Below are 19,650 nucleotides of genomic sequence, written 5' to 3' on the forward strand. Positions count from 1 at the left end.
GGCGTGACAGCACGAGAAAATATAGACCCGTTGACTCAGTTCACACAACGAATAGGGCGGCTACGTCGCCCGGCACCCCGTAAGTCTCTAGGCTGATGGCCGCCCGCCACCCGCCCGCGACCCGAGGATTCCCATGCCGCGTCTCGCCCTCTCCGACGACTTCGTCACGGATCTGATCTCCCTGCAGAGACCTGTCCAGAAGGAAGTCAACGACGCGATCCAGATGTTCCGGAGCCTGACCGTGCCTCAGCTGCACGCCAGCAAGGGAATGCATCTGGAGAAGCTGGAGCGGGCACGCGACCCCCGGATCCGTACGATCCGGGTGACCAAGTTCTACCGGGGTGTCCTCCTTGCTCCGGACGACGGAAGCGAACTGTTCACGCTGCTCAGGGTGGCACCGCACGACGAGGCGATCAACTGGGCCTGCAAGCGCGCCTACTCGGTCAACGGGGCCACCAAAGGCCTGGAGGTGCGCAATGTCGAGGCGCTCGAACAGATGGAGACCTACTTCGGGACGAAGGCGGTCGAAACCCCCACCCGGCTCTTCGCGCACCACTCCGACACCGTGCTGCGTGACCTCGGCATCGACGAGCAGGTTCTGCGACTGGCACGGGTGTGCGTCACGGCCGACGATCTGACGGTCATGGCACCCCCGATGATGCCCGCCGATCAGTACGAGGTGCTGGAGTACCTGGCGGCCGGCTACTCGCCCCAGGAGGTCTGGGAGCAGCTGATCGCCTCACGCGGGCAGACGGTGCGCACGGCTCAGAACCGGCCGGCCGTCACGCTCAGCGAGGCGATCCTCAACACGTCCGACCGCATCGTGGAAGTCACCGGCCCCGGTGAGCTGGAGCGGATCCTCACCGAGGACTTCACCCGCTGGCGCGTCTTCCTGCACCCCGCCCAGCGCCGGTACGCTTACCACCCGGGCTTCAACGGACCGGCTCAGGTGACGGGCGGCCCCGGCACCGGCAAGACGGTCGTCGCCCTGCACCGGGTACGGCATCTGCTGCGCACCGGGCGCGAGGGCGACCGGATCCTGCTCACCACCTTCACCAACGCCATGGCGGCGGCGCTGCGGGACAGCCTGGCCCTGCTGCTCGGCGACGCCGACGCGCATCTGCTCGGCCGTGTCGAGGTCACGACCGTGGACTCGCTGGCGGCCCGGGTCGTACGGGAGGCACGGGGCGGCGGCGCCCCGAAACCGCTGTCCGCGGCGGCGGAGAAGAGCGCGTGGACCCGTGCCGCCGCACGCGAGGACCTGCCCTGGCCGGAGCGCTTCCTGTCCCAGGAGTTCCGGGGCGTCGTCCTGGCCCAGGGACTGCGGACACCCGAGGAGTACCTGAGATGTGTGCGCAGGGGGCGCGGCACACAGGTGGGGAGGGTGCAACGGGCCCGGCTGTGGCGGGTCATGGAGCGGTTCACGGCGGACCTGGCCTCGCGCGACTCCGCGACGTACACCATGGTGTGCGATCAGGCCGCCCGGACCCTGGCCGAGCAGGGGCCGCGCTACCGTCACGTCGTGGTCGACGAGGCGCAGGACCTGCATCCGGCCCAGTGGCGGGTGCTGCGAGCCTGCGTGGCGGAGCAGCCCGACGACCTGTTCCTGGTCGGCGATCCCCATCAGCGCATCTACGACTCCCGGGTCTCGCTGCGCTCCCTGGGCATCGACGTGCGCGGACGGACGTACCGGCTGCGGGTCAACTACCGGAGCACGGAGGAGATCCTGCGCTGGTCCGCGTCGCTCCTCGACGGCCAGCCGGTGGGCCGGCTGGGCGAGGACGACGACGAGGACGGCGGCCGGGACTCGCTGCGGGGCTACCGTTCCGAGCTGCACGGCCGCGTCCCCGTGGCACGCGGCCACGCCAGCCAGGACGACGAACTACGCGCGCTGGTCGAGCAGATCCGGACGTGGGTCGACCAGGACGGGGTCAAGCCGTCCGAGGTGGCGGTGTGCGCCCGGTTCAACACTCTGGTCGACGCGGTCATCACGCGGCTGCGCCGGGAGGGCGTCCCCGCCGTCGCGGTGAAGGACGACCCGGGGCCGGGGGTGTCGGGTGTGCGCGTGGCGACGATGCACGCCATGAAGGGGCTTGAGTTCCGCTGTGTGGCCGTCGTGGGCGTGACGTCGAACGTGCTGCCGTTCGCCCCGCAGGTGACACCGGCCGACGAGGACGCCGTGCAGCACCGTTCGGATCTGCTGGCCGAGCACTGTCTGCTCTTCGTGGCCTGTACGCGGGCGCGCGACGCGCTGGCGATCTCCTGGAGCGGTGAGCGCAGCCGCATGCTGGACCCTGTCACCGGCTGAGCCGCACGGGGCGTCGGCCGCGGACCGCGAGGCGGGGTCCGCGGGCCGGGGCCCGTCCTGTCACGGCGCCATGACCGCGATCAGACCGTCGGATTCAAGACGGAGCAGTGCGCCGTACCAGCCGACGCGTCGACGACGCTCCTTGCCCCGTCCACGGTGCGGCAGGCAGCTGCATCATGGACCCAGCGGCCATCACTCACGTGGCGTCGGTCTGGGGGTCGTCGTCCCAGCCGGTCGCGAGTGCGGCAGGCAGCGGCAGCCCGTACTTGTCGCACAGGAATCGGGTCTGGCAGTACCGCTGGGCGTCGGCGGCCACCCTGCCGAGGACGGCGGAATTCATGCCGGCACCGATGAGGACACCCACGAACGGCACGACCTTGGCGACGTTCCTGACCGGCACCCTGGAGCCGGCCGGGCCGAGCTGCTGCATCAACTTTTCAAGGGCGGCCAGGAGGCGGTGATCCTGGCGGAGCTTGTTCGACCACCTTACGCGTCCCTTGACCGCGTTCGCTGCCCGTGCGGTCTCACGCAACGGCTCCACTTTGGCCGCCTGTGCCATAAAGGACCGTTGTACCAGGCGTTGGATGAACATCTGCTCTTCGGGGTCTTTGGCGTCGTAGCCGTAGGAGTACGCGATGCGCGCTGCGATCGAGGTGCTCAGGACCTGGATGACGAGGATGTCCGCTGTCATCGCGACGGGGATACCGGCGACGGGGACCATGGCCAGCACGCCCATGGCGCCACCTTCGACCGCACCGGCGGCCCGCCACTTGAGGGTGTTGCGGGTCAGCAACCGGTCGCAGACCTTGAGGTCCTGCTGCCGCAGTTCGGTGAAACTGTCGAGTTCGACACCTCGCTTGCCGGCGAGCTTCTCGACGTTCTTCGGGTCGTTGAGCTCCAGGGCGTAGTCGTTGACCAGTTCGAGCAGCGCTACCGCGCCTGCGAGCGCCGGTCGCAGGGCCGTGTTGGCAACCGCGTCGCCCGCGCGACGTATCGGTTCCATGACCGCCTCTGGCACAGCGTCCTTGACCCGGCTCACGGCGTTTCCAGCGACCTCACCGGTGCGACCGAGCGCGGCACTCGCCCAGTTCGGCAGACCACGCCGGTTGTCGCGGCGCTGCCAGTGCCCGTTGAGCGTGTCCCATACCTGCCCCTCGTACGCGCTCATGCAGACGGAACCGACCGGCCGCAGCCCCTCGCTCAGCCCGCGCTCGTCATGACTCACACGCCCCACCCCACTGCTGCCGAGGGCCATCCGGTGACCCGTCCAGTCATCCCGCCCCGATCACCACGAGCCCGTTCACAGGTGCCCCCCGGCACACGGACCCAGTGTGAACTGAGCACACACACCAACCCTATCAGCAAACCCACGCACCCGGCCCCCGTGCCATGACACCGCCCGGCGCATATCGCGAGCCGCGAGTGATCACCGACCGATATCGACCGATCCTGGCGCCGCCTGACAGCGGGACGACGGAGCAGGTAGTAAATTGACTATGTTCACAAAGTAGGCCACGCTTGTCGTTGACGTCACCGAGAGGAAGGCAAAGGCGCCGTGCACATGCAAGTGATGGACGTGTCGCCCCAGTTGGCGGCGCAGTGGCTCACCCGTAACACCAACAACCGGCCCCTCAGCAAGAGCACGGTGCAGCAGCTCGCCGGCCGGATCCAGCGCGGTGAATGGCAGCTGACGCACCAGGGCATCGCCTTCGACGAGGACGACGCCCTCATCGACGGACAGCACCGGCTGGCCGCCATCGTCAAGGCGGGCGTGACCGTTCCCCTGACCGTCACACACGGAGTGCCGCGCACCGCGTTCACCGTGATGGACACCGGCCGCAAGCGCACCGGCCGCGACGCACTGGCCCTCGCGGGGGAGGCCAACGCGACCCACCTGGCGGCCGCACTGCGGGGACTGCATCTGTACCGCAACGCCCCCAACTCCGCTTGGAGCGGCGGTTCTTCGGTCACGAGCAACGACCAGCTCCTGGACCTGCTCGGCAAGCACCCGGGTATCCGCGACGCCCTGCACCACGGCATCGCGCTGAACCGGGGATGCCGTATCACCGTCACGGCGGCGACGATCGGCTGGTACGTCACCAGTGAGGCCCGGCCGGACGTCGACCAGTCCGCCTGGGAGGAGGGTGTTGTCACCGGTGCCCGCCTGGAGCCGGGCGACCCGCGTCTGACGCTGCGCAACACGATGCTCAACCTCGCCGTGGGCAACGCGCACCGGCGCCGCGACGACTCCCGCGAGCACCTGCTCTACTACCTCAAGGCGTGGAACGCGTGGGTGGAGAGCCGCACCATCAAACTGCTGCGCCGCTCCCCCAACGAGACGATGCCGCGCATCTCCACCCGCTCCGCCCTCACTTCGACGGACAACGACGCCTGAAACAGCCCCGTGCTTGGCCGTATTTCGAACGCCCTCGAGGCGCTCGCGATCGAGAGGACCACAACCCCGATGAGCAAGGCCGATGACGCCAAGAACCTGATCCAGCAGGGTCTCGACAAGGCGTTGGTCGCCCAGCAGCCACTGGCGAGGAAGAACGTCGAGCGCCTGCGGCGAGTCCACCCCGGCGACACTCCACAGGAGCTGATCCGTCGGCTGAATCGTCTCTACCTTGCCGGCGTCACCGCATCCGGAGGAGCATCCGGCGCGGCAGGGATCGTGCCCGGCGCCGGGATCCCGACGGCTCTGGCCGATGTCATGGTCTTCACCGAAGCGTCAGTGCTTTACACGCTGTCGCTGGCCGAGGTTCATGACATGCATCCTGAGGACTTCGAGCGGCGCAAGCTCCTGGTCCTGACCGTCCTTCTCGGCGACCGAGCGGTGAAGGCTCTGGACAAAGTCGTCGGGCGCACCGGCCCCTATTGGGCACGGCGCATCGTCGGTGCGATCCCGATGAGCGCGATCAACCGGGCCAACAAGGTGCTGGGTCCGCGGTTCATCACCAAGTACGGGACCAAGCAAGGGGTCCTGGTGCTGAGCAAACAGGTACCACTCGGTGTCGGTGCCGCGATCGGCGCCGGCGGCAACCATGTCGTCGGGCGACTGACGATCAAGTCCGCACGCACCATCTTCGGACAGCCCCCGTCGAGCTGGGCCAGCGATGATCGTGGGGACGAGGTGCCCTTCGGCCCTGGCCCGGAGGATTCGACTCCGTAACGTCGGTTTCCGGATGAACGGATCAGGCTGACTCCCGGCGCGTCGCGCTGAACGAACTGGTCAAGACGTTCCAGAGCGTTCCTGGCGTGCCACGGCAGGACGGGCGCCACAAGACCCGATGTCCCCGCCCTCTCAGGGCCGGAATCGCCCAGGCCACGGGTATCCCAACTGCCTGGCGAACTCGCGCGAACCACCACAGACCTCACCCGTCTCCCGGAGGTCGACCTGGAGGAGATCTCGCAGCATCCGGTTGGCCTGATCATCGGGGGCATCGTCGGTGACGGACAGGACATGGCGGAACTGCAGCCAAGGCCCCTCGTCTTCTCCGGTCGGCCGACCGGGATGGAAGAAGCCGACGGTGACGCGGTCGCGCTCCCAGGGCGGGGCGCTGACCCAAGCGAGCTCGCACTTCCATTGATCGAGCCACTGGGTTTGCTGATGAAGGCTCTCTTCCAGGAGTCGGGCGACGGTGCGGGCCGCCGGCCATTCCCAGCTGCGGTCAGCAACTGCGCGTTGGACCTCGGCTCCGTACTGCCGCACGTCGAACCGATACGGCGGAAGATGCAGATCGCCGTCCGGGTTCCGCCAGTCGTCCCAGACGACGGTCTCGTCCTCACGCTTGATCGTCACGTAGACGGCGCCGCAACAGCGGTGCATTCGGCTTCAGCGAGCCGAACCTCTTTGGGTTCGTGGGACGGCATCAGCGGGCTGGAGGGCACAAGGAGATGTCGAGGGTCTTCCGCCGGGCCCTCTTCGAAGGCGGTGGCCAGGATGTCTTGATCGTCGATGACCGGCCGGACCTCGACTGTGCTTCCGCGTTGAGCCGGCTCCGGTGTGACGACACGGAGAGCGAGGTGATTCAGTTCGGACGGCACGCCACGATGGTCCCTGAGCCCCCGTCGTCTTTCACGTCAATTCCCGCCGGACCGCTATCGTCTGGTTGACGATAATAGGAATGCCGTGCCAAGCTGGCGGGACGTCGATGATCTCGATCGCCGTCCGCGGGAACTGACGCGGTATCGCTGCGTCTTGGTCGTCCTCGTACGGGATCTCGCATCACCACCACCGTCGGCCCGGCCCGACCGCCGCGCGCCGCCGAGCATACGGAGTGCCCATGGCCAGCCCGTTCACACCAAACCCCCGCCTGGACGCACGCGGAACCGACCGGGCCGCAGGTGTGCTGCTCGGTGCCGCGGTGGGAGACGCGTTGGGTGTGCCGTACGAGTTCGAGGCGACGCTGCGAAACGACCAGCAGCCGCGGATGATCGGCGGGGGCCTGGGCCCGTACAAGCCCGGTGAGTACTCCGACGACACCCAGATGCAGGTCTGCATCGCCGAGGTCGCGGCGACCGGAGCCGACCTGCGCGAACCCGAGGCTCTCGACACTGTCGCGGCCAACTTCCAGCGCTGGCGGAGCGAGGGTGCCAGCGATATCGGCGGCCAGACCAGAGCTGTCCTGTACGCCGCGAGCCGCGCGTCCGGAGCCGCGGGCGCGTCGATGCTGGGGGCCGCCCGCGACTACGCCGCCTGCCACCTCCAGAGCGCCGGCAACGGCTCGCTGATGCGGACCGGGATCGTCGCCCTCGCCCATCTCGGGGATGCGGCCGCCATGGCCGAGGCGGCCGTCGCGGTCAGCGCACTCACCCACCCCGACCCCGACTGCGCCGATGCCTGCGTGCTCTGGTGCTCCGGCATCCGAACCGCCGTACTGGAGGGGACCTTCGACGGCGTACGCGCCGGCCTGGACCTCCTTCCTCCGGAGCGCCGAGCCGTCTGGCGGGAGCGGCTGGACGAGGCGGAGGCTCAGCCACCGCACCATTTCTCCCCCAACGGCTGGGTCGTCGCCGCGCTCCAGGCCGCCTGGTCGGCAATCACATGTACTCCCGTTCCCGAGTTGGTCCCCGCCGAGAACAGCTTCCCTGCCCAGCACCTGCAGCTGGCCCTGGAGGCCGCTGTCCGCGCAGGGAACGACACCGACACGGTCGCCGCGATCGCCGGCGCTCTGCTCGGCGCGCGCTGGGGCTGCTCCGGCATCCCGCTCCATTGGCAGCAGGCTGTGCACGGCTGGCCCGGTCTCACCGGTGTCGACCTGGTCCGGTCGGCCGTGCGCACTGCCCGGGGCGGACAGGACGACGGCGACGGCTGGCCATCGGCGGCCCGCGTGCCCGCCCCGGCGGATGTACTCCGCGGCTTCGCCGTCCCTCATCCGCACGACCCTGGAGTCGTGCTGGGCAACCTCGCCTTGCTCCAGGGAACCGATCCGGTCGACGTCGATGCCGTGGTGTCGCTGTGCCGCATGGGCACGGAGCCGGTGCTGCCCGGGACCGATGTGGAGCACGTGCGCGTCTGGCTGGTGGACAGCGACGGGAACAACGCCAACCTCCACTACGTCGTCGACCAGGCCGCCCGTGCGGTGCTGCGGCTGCGTCAGGCGGGCAAGCGGGTCCTGCTCCACTGCGCCGCGGGCCAGAGCCGCACCCCGGCCGTCGCTGCCGTCTACAGCAACCTGGCCACCGGCACCGACCCCGAGACCGCTCTGTCCGACCTGCGCAAGGTGCTGCCACACGGCTGTCACTTGTCGGCGCACGCCGAACTGCAGGATGCCGTGCACGCGTTGGCCGGTCCGGCGGTCAACAGCCAGGCTTCGCTGCTCAGCACGTCCGAAGAGGAAGAGGGGAAGCGGGAGGTCCTGCTGGGCGCTCGCCCGGAGTCGGAGAAGCGGACCGAGCTCCTGAGGGAGAAGTGGGCGGCTTCGCGGGTCCGGGGACTGTTGCTGGGCTTGGCCGTGGGGGACACCTTGGGCGCGGCCCGGGGCACGTTGCCGGCCGAGGTCTCGTTGCGGGCTGGGGTGAGCACCCAGTTGGCCTGCTTCACGGCCGAGGGGACCATCCGTGCGTTTGTGAGGGGTGACCACAGGGGCATCTGTTCACCCTCGGGAATGATGTGGCACGCCTACCGCCGGTGGGCCGCTCTGCAGGGAATAGAGCTGCCGGATCGCCCCGAGTCCGGGAACAGAGGGGCGTGGCCGGACGGCTGGCTCGCCCAGGTGCCGGTGCTTGCGCAGCGGCGGGGTTCGGCGCCCGCGACCGTCACCGCCCTGACCGCGAGCAAGTCGGGCAGCGTGGGGAAGCCCACGGCCAGCCGTGGCTGCCATGCCCTGACCCGTACCCTTCCCGTCGCTGTGGCCGTCGCCGGGCACAACTCGCACTACTGGGTTCAGGAGGCTCGCGCAATGGCCGCCCTCACCCACGGCGACCCCGCCGCTCAGTCCGCCGCCGCCCATGCGGCCGTGCTGGCCGCTCGTTGCCTGACCAGCGGTACTCAGCCTCAGGTGCGGCAGGTCCTGAAGGAGGGCATCCGCTCCCTTCGCGACGACACGACCAGTGATGAACTGGGCCGGCTGACCCGGGCGCTCGAGCGGGCCGACACTCATCCCGCCGACGCGAAATACCTTGCCCGCCTCGCGCCGGACGCCACCGCCCCCTCGGCACTGCTGGGCGGAGTGTATGTCGCCGCGTCCTTCCCGGAGCGGGATCAGGTAGGCGCCGCGCTGCGCTTCGCCGCCGGGGCGCCGGACGCCGACTCGGTGGCCTGTGTGACCGGGGCGTTCCTCGGAGCCGCGCACGGCGCGGAGGCGCTGCCCGTCGATCTGGTGAGTCGGCACGAACTGGCCTGGGTCCTCGGCACCTTGGCCCACGACCTCATCGCCCAGATCACCGACCGCCCCAGTGGGACCGAGTACACCGCGGGCTGGGACGAGCACTGGTGGGACCGGTACCCGGGGTGACCGAACGTCCTCACGCTGTCACTCGGCGCCGAGTTGCCGTACGCGCGCCAGGACGACTTCGGCCAGGCCGCGGAATTCTCGGTAGCAGGTCTGCACGTACTTCTGCGTGCTGCCCAGCGCACCGTCGGCAGTCTTCAAGTCGAACATGGGCTTCCTGGCGTCGTGCGCGAGCGGCATCAGGCTGCGGTAGTTGCGGAGGGTCGCGATGCGGTGCCGGTCGACAGCGGTGACCGGCGCCCCCTCGCCCAGCACGGCCGCCGAGTAGACCCAGGGGATGCGTTGCAGCCACCGTTCGTAGGCCTTCACCGGTCTGTCGAGACGCATCTCCGGCTGCATGATCACATAGCCGAGAGGACGCATCTCCGCGCGTGGCGCGGAGAATCCCACCGGAACGCGGGGCAGGACGAGTTGCTGCCAGTCCCGGCGCCAGTCACGCAGCGTAGGGCCGAGGTTGCTGAGCCCCTTGAGGGAGAAGAGGTCGGCCGCGAGCAGCATGAGCACGCTGTCGGCCGCGATGAGCGCCGCCCGGTTGATCGCGCCGAGGTTGGGGCCGACGTCGATCAGGACGATGTCCGCGCCGATCCTGTCCGCCGCCTGCTCCACGACGCGGTGGAAGGCCGTGGTGGTGCGGATCGCCGCGATGTCGCCGGCAAAGGTCTTGAACCACTCGCTGGAGAGTTTGTCCTCGAAGCGGCTGAGATCGAGGCTCCCGGCCAGCAGCCATAGATCAGGCTGGAGCTCGGCGGGTTCGATGGGAGCGACGTCTCCCGTGCCTTCCAGGATGGGGCGCACCGCGTCGGCGATGGTCTGCCCCTTGCGTACGCGGCCGGTGCCGGGCAGAGCCGAGGATGCCGCCCCTGAGCAATCAACTCGGACTCGTTCTCCCAGAGTTCCTCGATCTCGGTCTCGTCCAGGCACATCGACGTGAGGTTCGCTTGAGGGTCGAGGTCGACCGCGAGAACCGTCGGCCCGAGCCAGCGGAACATGTGGGCCAGGTGGTAGGTCAGGGTTGTCTTTCTCGACCTGCCCTGACTGTTGAACAGCGCGATCGACGTCCCGTTCACAAGGTCCTCCGCAGGACGATGGTTCATGACAAGAGGTCGGCCGTATCCGCGTCGCGTACGTTCACACTGCGTAGGGTGCCGTTATACCTGAGCAAGCGGCTGCTCCGGCTGGCCGGTGATCGGTCGGGGCACCACGCGGGCCGACCGTCAGGTCCGGATGGCAGGCTACAGGCGTCGGCCGGGGTTGACCCTCGACCTTGTCGAGGGCTCAGGGTTCCGGGTGTGGAGAACGAGATGCGCAGCATCGGGGAGATGGCCCGGGACTGTGGGCTGAGCGTGAGTGCGCTCCGGTTCTACGACCGTGCCGGTGTGCTGGTGCCCGCGTGGGTGGACCCGGTCAGCGGGTACCGCTGGTACGGGCCTCAGCAGTTGGAGGAAGCCCGGCTGCTGGCCCGGCTGCGCCGGGCGGGCATGCCCCTGGCCGACATCCGGCTCGTCCTGGCCGGCTGGGCCGGGGCGGACGCGGACCTGGTGCGGGGGCTTCTCGAAGCGCACCTGCGCCGTCTCGAACTGGGGCTGTCCGAGGCCCGCAGCGAGTTCTCCGCATTCCGAGCCCTACTCGACCGCAGGGAGACACGCCCCATGACCTCGTTCCACACCACGACCGTCCGGTTGTCCGTCCCTTCCCCGGAGCTGGCCGCCGCGCTGGACGCGGTCCGTTTCGCCGCCGGGACCGACGCGGAGCTGCCGATGCTCAGCGGGATTCTCTTCGACTACGAGGGGGACGCACTCCGTCTCGTGGCCACCGACCGCTACCGGATGGCGGTGGCGCGAGCGCACACGGCCGGGCACGAGGGGCCGCACACGCAGGTCGTGGTGCCCCTTCCGCTCGCCGACGCGATGCGGGCGCTGCTGACCGGCGAGCAGTCCGTTCAGCTCGTGGTGGACGGTGACCGCGTCACGCTGGAGAGCGGGGACCGGCAGACGTCTGGCCGGAGTCTCGGCAGCGAGTTCCCCGACTACCGTCGTCTCGTCCAACTCCCGGGCGGTCAGCGGGCCCGCGTCGATACGGCGATCTTCCGGAAGGCGTTGGAGACCGGTCCGGTGCGCGCGAGCGAGACGCGTGAGCAGGACGGTGAGCTTCACGACCTGAGTGTGCTCAGGGCGACGGAGAACGGGTCCGTGATCGTGTGCGACGACGGTGACGACGGCCAGAGCAACGTGGCCGTCAACCGCGAGTTCCTGCTTCAGGCCCTCGCCGCCGGGGCCCGGGACGAGCTGGTCCTGGAGCTGGGCACTTCTACGGCACCGATCACGATCCGCCGGCCCGACGACGAGGGCGCCTTCTCCCTCCTGATGCCGGTCCGTCTGGACGACTGAGACTCTCGTCAGCAAACGAAGGGCTTCGTTGACCAGCAATGGCAGGTGGAGGCGGCGGGGGTGCTGATGCGGTGGGCCGCCTGCGCGACCGGCCTTCGAGGAGATCACGAAGGGTCCACCGGGATTTCCGGTGGACCCTTCGTGTCGCGGAGTCGCAGTCGCTGAGTCGCTGTGCCGCTCAGACCGCGGCGAGGACGGTCAGCAGCAGCTGAGCCACCAGGATCTTCATGAGCATGGCGGCCGGGTAGACCGTCGTGTAGCCCAGCTCGGGCAGGGAGTTGCCCGACTGCTCCCGGGCGAAGACCAGGATCGCCGGCTGGGTGGACAGTCCGGCGAACACCCCGGTGGTGACGCCCATCGGCAGCCCCATCACCTTGTGGCCCACGATGATCACGCCGAACGCCGTGATCAGGCACAGCACCAGGGCGGTGCCGAGGATCAGCCAGCCGCCGCCGGTGGTGATCGTCGAGGCGAACGAGTGGCCGGCCCGGGTGCCGATGCCCGCCAGGAAGAGAACCAGACCGATCTCGCGCAGCGTGGAGTTCACCGGCCTGGGCAGCTGCCACACCAGTGGTCCGGTGCGCCGGCGCGCGCCCAGCAGCAGCCCGACCACCAGGGGGCCGCCCGCCAAGCCGATGCTGAAGTGACCGCCGCCCGGCAGCGGGATCTTCAGCGCCCCGAGCAGCAGCCCGAGCCCCAGGCCGAGCGCCAGGGACGCGATGTTGATCTCGCCCATCTCGCGGTAGGAGTCGCCGAAGTACCGGCTGACCTCCTTCATGTGCTCGGGCGGAGCGAGCACCCGGATGCGGTCGCCCAACTCCAGGACCGTGTGGCCCTCGGCCAGCATGTCGGTGTCGTCACGGCGCACCCGGGTGATCACCGCGCCGAACCGCTCGGTCAGGTCGAGTTCGTCGATGCGCTGCCCGACCAGCTTCGGATTGGACATGAAGATCCGGCGCCGGTCCAGGTGGGAGCGGTCCGCGTCGAGAGACCGCGTGCTGACCTCGCCGACCAGGCGTGTGGCGTCGGCCACCCCCTTCGCCGTCCCCACGATCGTCACCAGGTCGCCGGGTTCCAGCCGCCGGCCGGGCTCGGCCACCGCGACCTCCTCGTTGTGGCGCACCCGCCCGATGATGGCCTGACTGCCGGACGCCTGGATCACGTCGGTCACGCTCAGGGCCCGCTGCACGCGCGCCGTGGCGTTGAGGATCTGCTCGTCGGCAGGGCCAGCGAGGGCCGCGTCGGCCACGTAGTCGATGTGCCACCAGCGTTGCAGCACATTGATGGCGATCATGCCGGAGATCACGCTCACCGGGTAGGCGAGCGAGTACGCGACGACCGGGAGGTCCGCTTCCTGACCGTTGAGCTTCTGCACCACGGCGGCGAGCGCCGGGGTGTTGGTGAGTACGCCGGTGAAGTACCCGGCGCCCTTCGGCCCGCCGAGGTCCAGCATCCAGGCGACGCCGACCGTCGCCACGGCCACCACCGCGATGGTGCCCACGGCCAGCAGGTTCCACCGCAGGCCGACGCGGCGCATCGAGGACATGAACACCGGCCCGGTGGACAGCCCGATGGTGTAGACGAACAGGGCCAGGCCCAGTAGATAGACGATATCCGGCAGGCTCAGCCGGGCGTCCAGCGCCCCGGCGGCGATACCGGCGAACAGCACGCCGGACACGCCGAGCCTGAATCCCGCGATTTTGATCCGGCCGAACAGGTAGCCGCATGCGATCACCGCAAACAGCACCAGCAGCGGATTCTCCGCCAGGGTGTCGAGCACCATTGTTCTCACCCGGTCTTCTCTGCCCGGGTCCTCTGTGCCCGGTCTTCTGCGCCCGGGTCTTCTGTGCCCGGATCTTTCCTACCCGGTCTTCTTCGCCCGGATCTTCTCTACCCGGTCTTCTTTACTTGGCTGATGGAGTGCCGGCGCCCGGCCGGTCGAGCGCCGGCACTCTGCCGGTCAAGCGCCGGCCTGCTTCTCGTCGGCCGCGGCGGCCAGGTTCTCGCGCAACTGCCGCAGATGCTTGTCCAGCTGCGGCGGGAGCCGGTCGAAGCCCGCGAAGTGCTCGGCGATGGAGTCCGCCTCGCCCAGCCACTGCTCGACATCGACCTTCAGCAGCTCGGCCAGGTCCTCGTCGGACATCGACAGGCCGGTCAGGTCGAGGGCGTCCGGTGCGGGCAGCAGCCCGATCGGGGAGTCGACCGCGCCGGTGGGCTTCGGTGCGTCGGCGGTACGGCCGAACACCCACGCCAGCACGCGGCTGTTGTCACCGAACCCTGGCCACAGCCAGCGCCCGTCGGCGGACTTGCGGAACCAGTTGACGTAGAACACCTTCGGCAGCTTCGCCCCGGGCCGCTCGCCCATGCGCAGCCAGTGGGCCCAGTAGTCGGCCATGTTGTAGCCGCAGAACGGCAGCAGGGCGAACGGGTCCCGGCGCAGCCGGCCGACCGCGCCGGTGGCGGCGGCGGTGGTCTCGGACGACACGGTCGATCCCATGAAGACGCCGTGCGTCCAGTCCCTCGCCTCGGTGACCAGCGGCACCACAGAGCCCCGCCGGCCGCCGAACAGGATCGCGTCGACCTTCACACCCTGCGGGTCCTGCCAGTTGTCCGCGATGCACGGGCACTGGGCGGCCGGCACGGTGAAGCGGGCGTTGGGGTGGGACGAGAGGGTGCCGTTGCCCGGCGTCCAGTCGTTTCCGCGCCAGTCGATCGCGTGCGCGGGCGGCTCCTTGCTCAGGCCCTCCCACCACACGTCACCGTCGTCGGTGAGCGCGACATTGGTGAAGATGCAGTTGCCGGACAGGCTGGCCAGCGCGTTGGGGTTGGTGTCCGGGCCGGTGCCCGGGGCCACCCCGAAGAACCCGTTCTCGGGGTTGATGGCGCGCAGGTCGCCGTTGTCGTCGAAGCGCATCCACGCGATGTCGTCGCCGAGCGTCTCGACCTTCCACCCGGGCAGCGTCGGCACCAGCATGGCCAGGTTCGTCTTGCCGCAGGCGGACGGGAACGCGGCCGTGACGTGGCGCACCTCACCGGACGGGTCGGTCACCTTGGAGATGAGCATGTGCTCGGCGAACCAGCCCTCCTCCCGTGCCATCGTGGAGGCGATGCGCAGCGCGTAGCACTTCTTGCCCAGCAGCGCGTTGCCGCCGTACCCGGAGCCGAAGGAGATGATCTCGCGGGTCTCGGGGAAGTGGGTGATGTACTTGGTCTCGCTGCACGGCCACGCCACGTCCTCGGCACCCGGTGCCAGCGGGGCACCCACGCTGTGCAGGGCCTTGACGAAGCCGTCGCTCTCCTCGATGAGGTCCAGCGCCTGCTTGCCCATCCGGGTCATGATCCGCATCGAGACCACGACGTATGCCGAGTCGGTGATCTGCACGCCCAGCTGCGAGATCGGCGAGTCCAGCGGGCCCATGCAGAACGGGACGACGTACATCGTCCGGCCCTGCATCGCACCGGCGAAGTGCTCGCGCAGGGTCTGGCGCATCTCGTCCGGATCGGCCCAGTTGTTGGTCGGTCCGGCGTCCTCCGGCAGGGCGGAACAGATGTAGGTCCGGTCTTCCACGCGGGCGACGTCGGACGGGTGCGAGCGGGCAAGGAAGCTGTTCGGACGCAGCTCGGGATTGAGCCGTGTGAACGTCCCCGCGTCCACCAGTTCGCTGGTCAGCCGGTCCCATTCGTCCGGTGATCCATCACACCAGACGATGTCATCGGGATGGGTCAGGGCAGCCACTTCGGCTACCCAGTCGGCAAGACCAGAATCACTCGTGTGCTGACGATCGTCCATCGGCCTTCACCCTTCGCCTCATCGTTGAGTCGGTGTGGACGGACACGGCAGGATTGATTCCACCAACGCGGGTGCTCCGGATATGAGGGCCGAAAGAACCACCTGCTCCGGCCCGACGACCCCATTCCCCTGCACGCAGAACGCACCCCATCGGCCCCATGGGCAGGCCGGTCGGCCTGCCGGTGCAGTGCCGGTCAGCAGGTGCGTGCCGGTTACATCTTGCCCTTGAGGCTCATCCGGGGTTCCCCTCCGGGTCGCCGTGACGTGCGGCTGGTCGTGTGGTCCAGGCGCGGATCAGTTCAGCGGCCAGCCAGTGTCCGTCGGCGTCTGCCTCGTCCGCCGGGAGGATGCCGTTGGTGCGGCGGAGTGGATCCGCGCCGCGGGCCAGGAGGAACGCGGTCACGTCGACGTGCAGAGGTCGGCCGCTTTGTATGTGGCCGTCGATCTCGACATCGATGGCGTGTCGCAGGAGGGTCCAGCCGTCGCCGTTGTCGTCCTCGACGTCGTAGCCGTCGTCGAGAAGGCTGCGAAGCTTCGCCAGGTCTTCCTGTTCGACCGCTTCATGGCCGGCTGACCAGAACATGGGCACCTCGGAAGCGTTTCAGGGCAGCTCGTGACGTACGAGTGCCCTCGCGAAGGGCTCGCCGGTGCGCCGGGCGTACGTCATCCGTTCGCGGACCTCGCTCAGGGTGCGGGGGCGGTAACCGGGGCCGCCGCAGCAGCTCTTGTGGAAGCGGATGCCCGCGTTCAGTAGCACCGACAGCGTTCGCCAGGCCGAGGTGTCCCGGCGGCGGGGTGCGGCGAAGGCGGAGCCCACGTGGATCAGCGGCTGCGCGCAGCGGGGGCAGATCCGTTGCCTGGCCCTGTCGTTGGGGCCGTAGGAGTCGTAGGGCTGCTTGTACGAGGCCCGGCAGGGCAGGCAGACGTACGAGGTCTTCGCGGGCGGCATGCGAGAAGGGTAGAGGCTCGCGCTGATGACGCTCTACGGGATTTCGGCGCATGGGGGCACCGCTCACTTGAGCCTCTTCGTTGTTCTGGGGTCTACGACTCCGGGCAGGGGGCGTGCGCCGTTCAGCGGGTTCTTCGCCTTCTTCCGCTGCCCGGTCTTGTTTGCTGCCGTCGGCTTCTTCGCGTCCGCCGTCTTCCCCGCGCGTCGGCTCTGCTTCGGCTTCGGCTTTGGGTTCGGTGCGTCCGTTCGGCTGTTCAGCCAGCGGCGGCTGGTCGCCATCTCGGCGACCAGCTGCGTGCGTTGCGGCTCCGGCAGTGCCTGCCGGGTGGGCGGGCAACGGTTGATCGGCGCCAGTATGCGATCCATTTACTTGGTTCACAAGAGGCGAGCGTCCGTCTCGCGCATTCGAGTGCGGGTGGTGACCCGTGGCGGTGGCGGTGGGGAGCGGCACTTCCGCCCACACGGTCTTCGTGTACGCGTCGCGGACCGTGTATCCCCAGCGGTCGGCGTAGGCCTGGACGAGGAGCAGGCCGCGGCCCGAGGGCTCGTCGGTGGGCTGCGGCAGCGGTACGGGCGGCGGCAGGCGCTCGGGGCGGGTGTCCGTCACCTCGACGCGGAAGCAGTGGGGCAGCAGGAGCAGCGTCAGGCGGAAGTCCCGGCCGGGGAGGCTGCCGTGGCGGACCGCGTTGGCTGCGAGTTCGGCGGTGACGAGGGCGACGGCTCGGGCGGGGTCGGAGGCGTGCGGGAGGCCGGTCCACTCCGTGAACTGCTGGACGGCGAGCCGTCGGGCGAGGCCGGCGCCGCGTCTGGTGCCGCTGAGGCGCAGGGCCAGGTGGAGGGCGGGCGCGTGCGGGGGCTTCGGCTCATCGGTGAGCTGAGGGTGTGTCACAGGGGACAGCGTGGCGGGTTCAAGGGCCGCCTGACCAGGTACGACGGCCGTACTTCGGGCTCGCTGTACGGAGGCGACGGCTTGTCTTGGGGCTGGGTGTACGGCAGTTGTACGAGCGTTACGCGCGGGTCGGCCGTCACGCCTCGGCGTGCAGCCAGGTGTCGCCGGTGCGGAGCCAGAGGGTGCCGTCGCGGCCCTGGCCGCAGCGCATGACGACCCGGCCGGGTACGTCGAGTGTGCGGCGCTCGGTCACCGTCCAGGTGGTCCCGTCGAGCTCGGCGCGGGTGAGGTCGACGGTCCGTTTATTGTGGTGGCGGCGGGTCAGCACCGCCCGGTCACCGCGGACTGCGAACCCGTCCGGGTCTTGTACGGGGCTGCGGAGGCTGGTCACTTCGCCGGTGGACGGGGTGATCCGGGTCAGGAAAGTGCCGGACCCGGTGCCGGAGTACCAGACCAGCCACACCTGGTCATCCTCGGTCGCCGCCGTACAACCCTCCAACGGGTGGTCGGGCAAGCGGCCGTGAGGGTGCCATGTCGCACGGCCTTCGGTGTCCCAGCCCGCCAGGCCGGCCGCGGACTCCGGTGATCGCCGTAGATGCCCTCGTCCCCGTAGGCCGTCCAGATGCCTCCGCGGCGGTCGGTCACGAGGGCGGGGATGTCGTCGCCTATGCAGAACTCGCCCTCGGGAGTCCCCGAGGCGGAGAACGCCACGGCGTTGGGCTCCCAGTCGCGTTCGGTCCCGGCCCGCCGTGTACGGCTGCCCGCCAGCAGGAACCGTGAGTCCGGGAGCACGGCCAAGTGGCTGGGCAGGATCCGGATGTCCTCGACGAGGGTCCGCCGCTCTCCCTGCCCCGTGACGGTGACCAGTTCGCCGGTGAACGGGCCCTTCGGCCACCACCCGACCCAGCCCTTCACGTAGGGGCTGCGTTCCAGGTACCGCCGGTGGACCAGCATGACCGCGAGTTCCCCGGCCGGTCCGGCGCTCCACCACAGAGCCTCGTATCCCCGCGAGGCATCGGCGGCGGGCAGTCGCCATGCCTCCCGCAGGGCGGTGGCGGCCCGGTCACTCATCGCATGACGCCTCATCGGGAACGGTCACCTCGCGGAGTGTACGGGTTCTGTACGGGCGTTGTACGGGTCCGGTACGTGTCCCTCGCCCCACGTGTCGCGTTGGGCATCGGAGCGGCGGCGAGCGCGGCCGTGGGCGGGGTGGAACGGGCTGGAAGGACGTGGGACGGTGAAGGCGGTACGGGACGTACGGGACGCGCGGATCACGCGTACGGCGAAGACCAAGAGCGAGGGGCCCGAGGTGCCGGGCGTGTGGGTGGCTTACGGGGTGCTGTTGCAGTTCCTGCGGAAGCGGGCCGGGTTGAGCCAGCAGCAGCTCGCGGACGCCATCGGTTACTCGGTGGAGCAGGTCGCCTCGGTGGAGCAGGCGCGGCGCCCGGCCAAGGTCGCGTTCACGAGGGCGGCGGACCGGGTGCTGGAGGCGGGCGGGGTTCTGAATGCGCTCCAGGACGAGGTGGATCGGGCCAAGTTGCCGCGGTTCTTCAGGAACTTCGCCCTGATCGAGGCGGAGGTGGTGAGCCGGTTCTCGTACGACCCGCTGTTGGTGCCGGGGTTGTTGCAGACGGAGGGGTATGCGCGGGCTGTGTTCGCCGGGCACTGTCCTCCGCTCAGCGAGGAGATCGTCGACCAGCACGTGGAAGCGCGGCTGAGTCGGCAGAAGCTGCTCACGCGGGTGCCGCTCGCCGAGTTGTCTTTCATCATCAGTGAGGAGGCGTTGCGCGATCCGGTGGGCAGCCCGGAGGTCATGCGCGAGCAGTGGCAACGGCTACTGGAGGTAGGGGCGTCGAGGAACGTGGAGGTCCAGGTCATGCCCGCCCGGCGGGGTTTCCACCCCGGTAAGAACGGGCCGTTCGTGGTGGTGGAGACGCACGAGCACAAGAACCTGGGGTACTTCGAGTCCCAGGGTGTCGGATGCGTTGTATCAGAGCCCGCCGAGGTCAGTGCGTTCTCCTTGCGATATGGCAAGCTGCGATCGCAGGCCTTGAACGTCGAGGAGTCTGCGCGACTCATCGAGCGGATGGTGGGAGAGACATGAGCGTGGAGCGGGTGGCCGAGCACGTGAACGGGCTGCACTGGTTCAAGAGCAGCTACAGCGGATCGGACGGCGGCGACTGCGTGGAGGTGGCCGCCGACCTGGACGCCGTGTACGTACGCGACTCGAAGGCCGTGGGTGGCGGGCCGATGCTGCGGGTCGACCGGGGCGAGTGGGCTGCGTTCGTGGCACTCACGTTGAATTAGAGCTGAGAGGAACAACGGGCTCACTGCCGTCACTTGGGCGATGGGAGCGAGCCCGTTGTCATGCTGC

17 protein-coding genes and 2 pseudogenes are annotated in these 19,650 nt (G+C 69.3%); 7 read left to right on the forward strand and 12 right to left on the reverse strand.

What is annotated here, in order from left to right; translation table 11 throughout:
- The first annotated feature begins 133 nt into the window (after positions 1–133).
- A complete protein-coding gene (locus tag ACSYGN_RS02830; RefSeq protein WP_460391440.1) occupies positions 134–2,308 on the forward strand; it encodes a UvrD-helicase domain-containing protein in 2,175 nt (724 codons plus the stop codon).
- Positions 2,309–2,504: 196 nt separating this feature from the next.
- Here ACSYGN_RS02830 and ACSYGN_RS02835 read toward each other — a convergent pair whose 3' ends face one another.
- A complete protein-coding gene (locus tag ACSYGN_RS02835; RefSeq protein WP_460391442.1) occupies positions 2,505–3,533 on the reverse strand; it encodes an EcsC family protein in 1,029 nt (342 codons plus the stop codon).
- A 336-nt stretch (positions 3,534–3,869) separates the two neighbouring features.
- Here ACSYGN_RS02835 and ACSYGN_RS02840 point away from each other — a divergent pair, with 336 nt between their 5' ends.
- Both ACSYGN_RS02840 and ACSYGN_RS02845 read left to right on the forward strand, forming a co-directional pair.
- Positions 3,870–4,703: a hypothetical protein gene (locus tag ACSYGN_RS02840; RefSeq protein ID WP_460403183.1), complete on the forward strand. Its 834-nt coding sequence runs from the start codon at positions 3,870–3,872 to the stop codon at positions 4,701–4,703.
- A 69-nt stretch (positions 4,704–4,772) separates the two neighbouring features.
- Complete coding sequence (locus ACSYGN_RS02845; protein WP_460391444.1) at positions 4,773–5,477, forward strand: hypothetical protein; 705 nt, start codon at positions 4,773–4,775, stop codon at positions 5,475–5,477.
- A 132-nt stretch (positions 5,478–5,609) separates the two neighbouring features.
- On the opposite strand, the gene ACSYGN_RS02850 is transcribed toward ACSYGN_RS02845, so the two are convergent.
- Positions 5,610–6,107 carry a hypothetical protein gene (locus tag ACSYGN_RS02850; protein ID WP_460391446.1) on the reverse strand — a complete coding sequence of 166 codons (498 nt, stop codon included), beginning with the start codon at positions 6,105–6,107 and terminating at the stop codon, positions 5,610–5,612.
- A 484-nt stretch (positions 6,108–6,591) separates the two neighbouring features.
- Here ACSYGN_RS02850 and ACSYGN_RS02855 point away from each other — a divergent pair, with 484 nt between their 5' ends.
- Positions 6,592–9,264, forward strand: coding sequence for an ADP-ribosylglycohydrolase family protein (locus ACSYGN_RS02855; RefSeq protein WP_460391448.1), 2,673 nt, complete (start codon positions 6,592–6,594; stop codon positions 9,262–9,264).
- Between the two features lie 18 nt (positions 9,265–9,282).
- On the opposite strand, the gene ACSYGN_RS02860 is transcribed toward ACSYGN_RS02855, so the two are convergent.
- On the reverse strand, positions 9,283–10,056 hold the full coding sequence (locus ACSYGN_RS02860) for a ParA family protein (protein ID WP_460391450.1): 774 nt from the start codon (positions 10,054–10,056) through the stop codon (positions 9,283–9,285).
- Positions 10,057–10,220: 164 nt separating this feature from the next.
- A pseudogene (locus ACSYGN_RS02865) lies at positions 10,221–10,355 on the reverse strand (hypothetical protein); the annotation flags it as partial.
- A gap of 207 nt (positions 10,356–10,562) precedes the next feature.
- Between ACSYGN_RS02865 and ACSYGN_RS02870 the strand changes: the two are divergent.
- Positions 10,563–11,648: a DNA polymerase III subunit beta family protein gene (locus ACSYGN_RS02870; protein ID WP_460391452.1), complete on the forward strand. Its 1,086-nt coding sequence runs from the start codon at positions 10,563–10,565 to the stop codon at positions 11,646–11,648.
- Between the two features lie 178 nt (positions 11,649–11,826).
- Here the strand turns inward: ACSYGN_RS02870 and ACSYGN_RS02875 are convergent, their stop codons facing one another.
- The 8 genes and pseudogenes from ACSYGN_RS02875 to ACSYGN_RS02910 form a co-directional block, all read right to left on the reverse strand.
- The gene (locus ACSYGN_RS02875) at positions 11,827–13,431 is read right to left on the reverse strand and encodes an aspartate:alanine exchanger family transporter (RefSeq protein WP_460403185.1); all 1,605 of its coding nucleotides are present in this window, start codon (positions 13,429–13,431) and stop codon (positions 11,827–11,829) included.
- Positions 13,432–13,608: 177 nt separating this feature from the next.
- Positions 13,609–15,438, reverse strand: coding sequence for a phosphoenolpyruvate carboxykinase (GTP) (locus tag ACSYGN_RS02880; RefSeq protein WP_460391454.1), 1,830 nt, complete (start codon positions 15,436–15,438; stop codon positions 13,609–13,611).
- Between the two features lie 232 nt (positions 15,439–15,670).
- Positions 15,671–16,021, reverse strand: a complete 351-nt coding sequence (locus ACSYGN_RS02885) for an ankyrin repeat domain-containing protein (RefSeq protein ID WP_460391456.1) — start codon at positions 16,019–16,021, stop codon at positions 15,671–15,673.
- 18 nt (positions 16,022–16,039) lie between these two features.
- The gene (locus ACSYGN_RS02890) at positions 16,040–16,387 is read right to left on the reverse strand and encodes a deoxyxylulose-5-phosphate synthase (RefSeq protein ID WP_460391458.1); all 348 of its coding nucleotides are present in this window, start codon (positions 16,385–16,387) and stop codon (positions 16,040–16,042) included.
- A 63-nt stretch (positions 16,388–16,450) separates the two neighbouring features.
- A complete protein-coding gene (locus tag ACSYGN_RS02895; protein WP_460391460.1) occupies positions 16,451–16,753 on the reverse strand; it encodes a hypothetical protein in 303 nt (100 codons plus the stop codon).
- Between the two features lie 169 nt (positions 16,754–16,922).
- Positions 16,923–17,276, reverse strand: a pseudogene (locus ACSYGN_RS02900) (ATP-binding protein); the annotation flags it as partial.
- 136 nt (positions 17,277–17,412) lie between these two features.
- Complete coding sequence (locus ACSYGN_RS02905; RefSeq protein ID WP_460391462.1) at positions 17,413–17,739, reverse strand: hypothetical protein; 327 nt, start codon at positions 17,737–17,739, stop codon at positions 17,413–17,415.
- Positions 17,694–18,347: a hypothetical protein gene (locus ACSYGN_RS02910; protein ID WP_460391464.1), complete on the reverse strand. Its 654-nt coding sequence runs from the start codon at positions 18,345–18,347 to the stop codon at positions 17,694–17,696. The genes ACSYGN_RS02905 and ACSYGN_RS02910 overlap by 46 nt, the downstream gene beginning before the upstream one ends.
- 166 nt (positions 18,348–18,513) lie before the next feature.
- Between ACSYGN_RS02910 and ACSYGN_RS02915 the strand changes: the two genes are divergently transcribed.
- Together ACSYGN_RS02915 and ACSYGN_RS02920 are read left to right on the forward strand one after the other, a co-directional pair.
- On the forward strand, positions 18,514–19,380 hold the full coding sequence (locus ACSYGN_RS02915) for a helix-turn-helix domain-containing protein (RefSeq protein WP_460391466.1): 867 nt from the start codon (positions 18,514–18,516) through the stop codon (positions 19,378–19,380).
- Positions 19,377–19,583, forward strand: a complete 207-nt coding sequence (locus ACSYGN_RS02920; protein WP_460391468.1) for a DUF397 domain-containing protein — start codon at positions 19,377–19,379, stop codon at positions 19,581–19,583. Before ACSYGN_RS02915 ends, ACSYGN_RS02920 begins: the two co-directional genes overlap by 4 nt.
- The last annotated feature ends 67 nt before the right edge of the window (positions 19,584–19,650 follow it).

It is taken from the genome of Streptomyces sp. YIM S03343 (genome assembly GCF_054729195.1).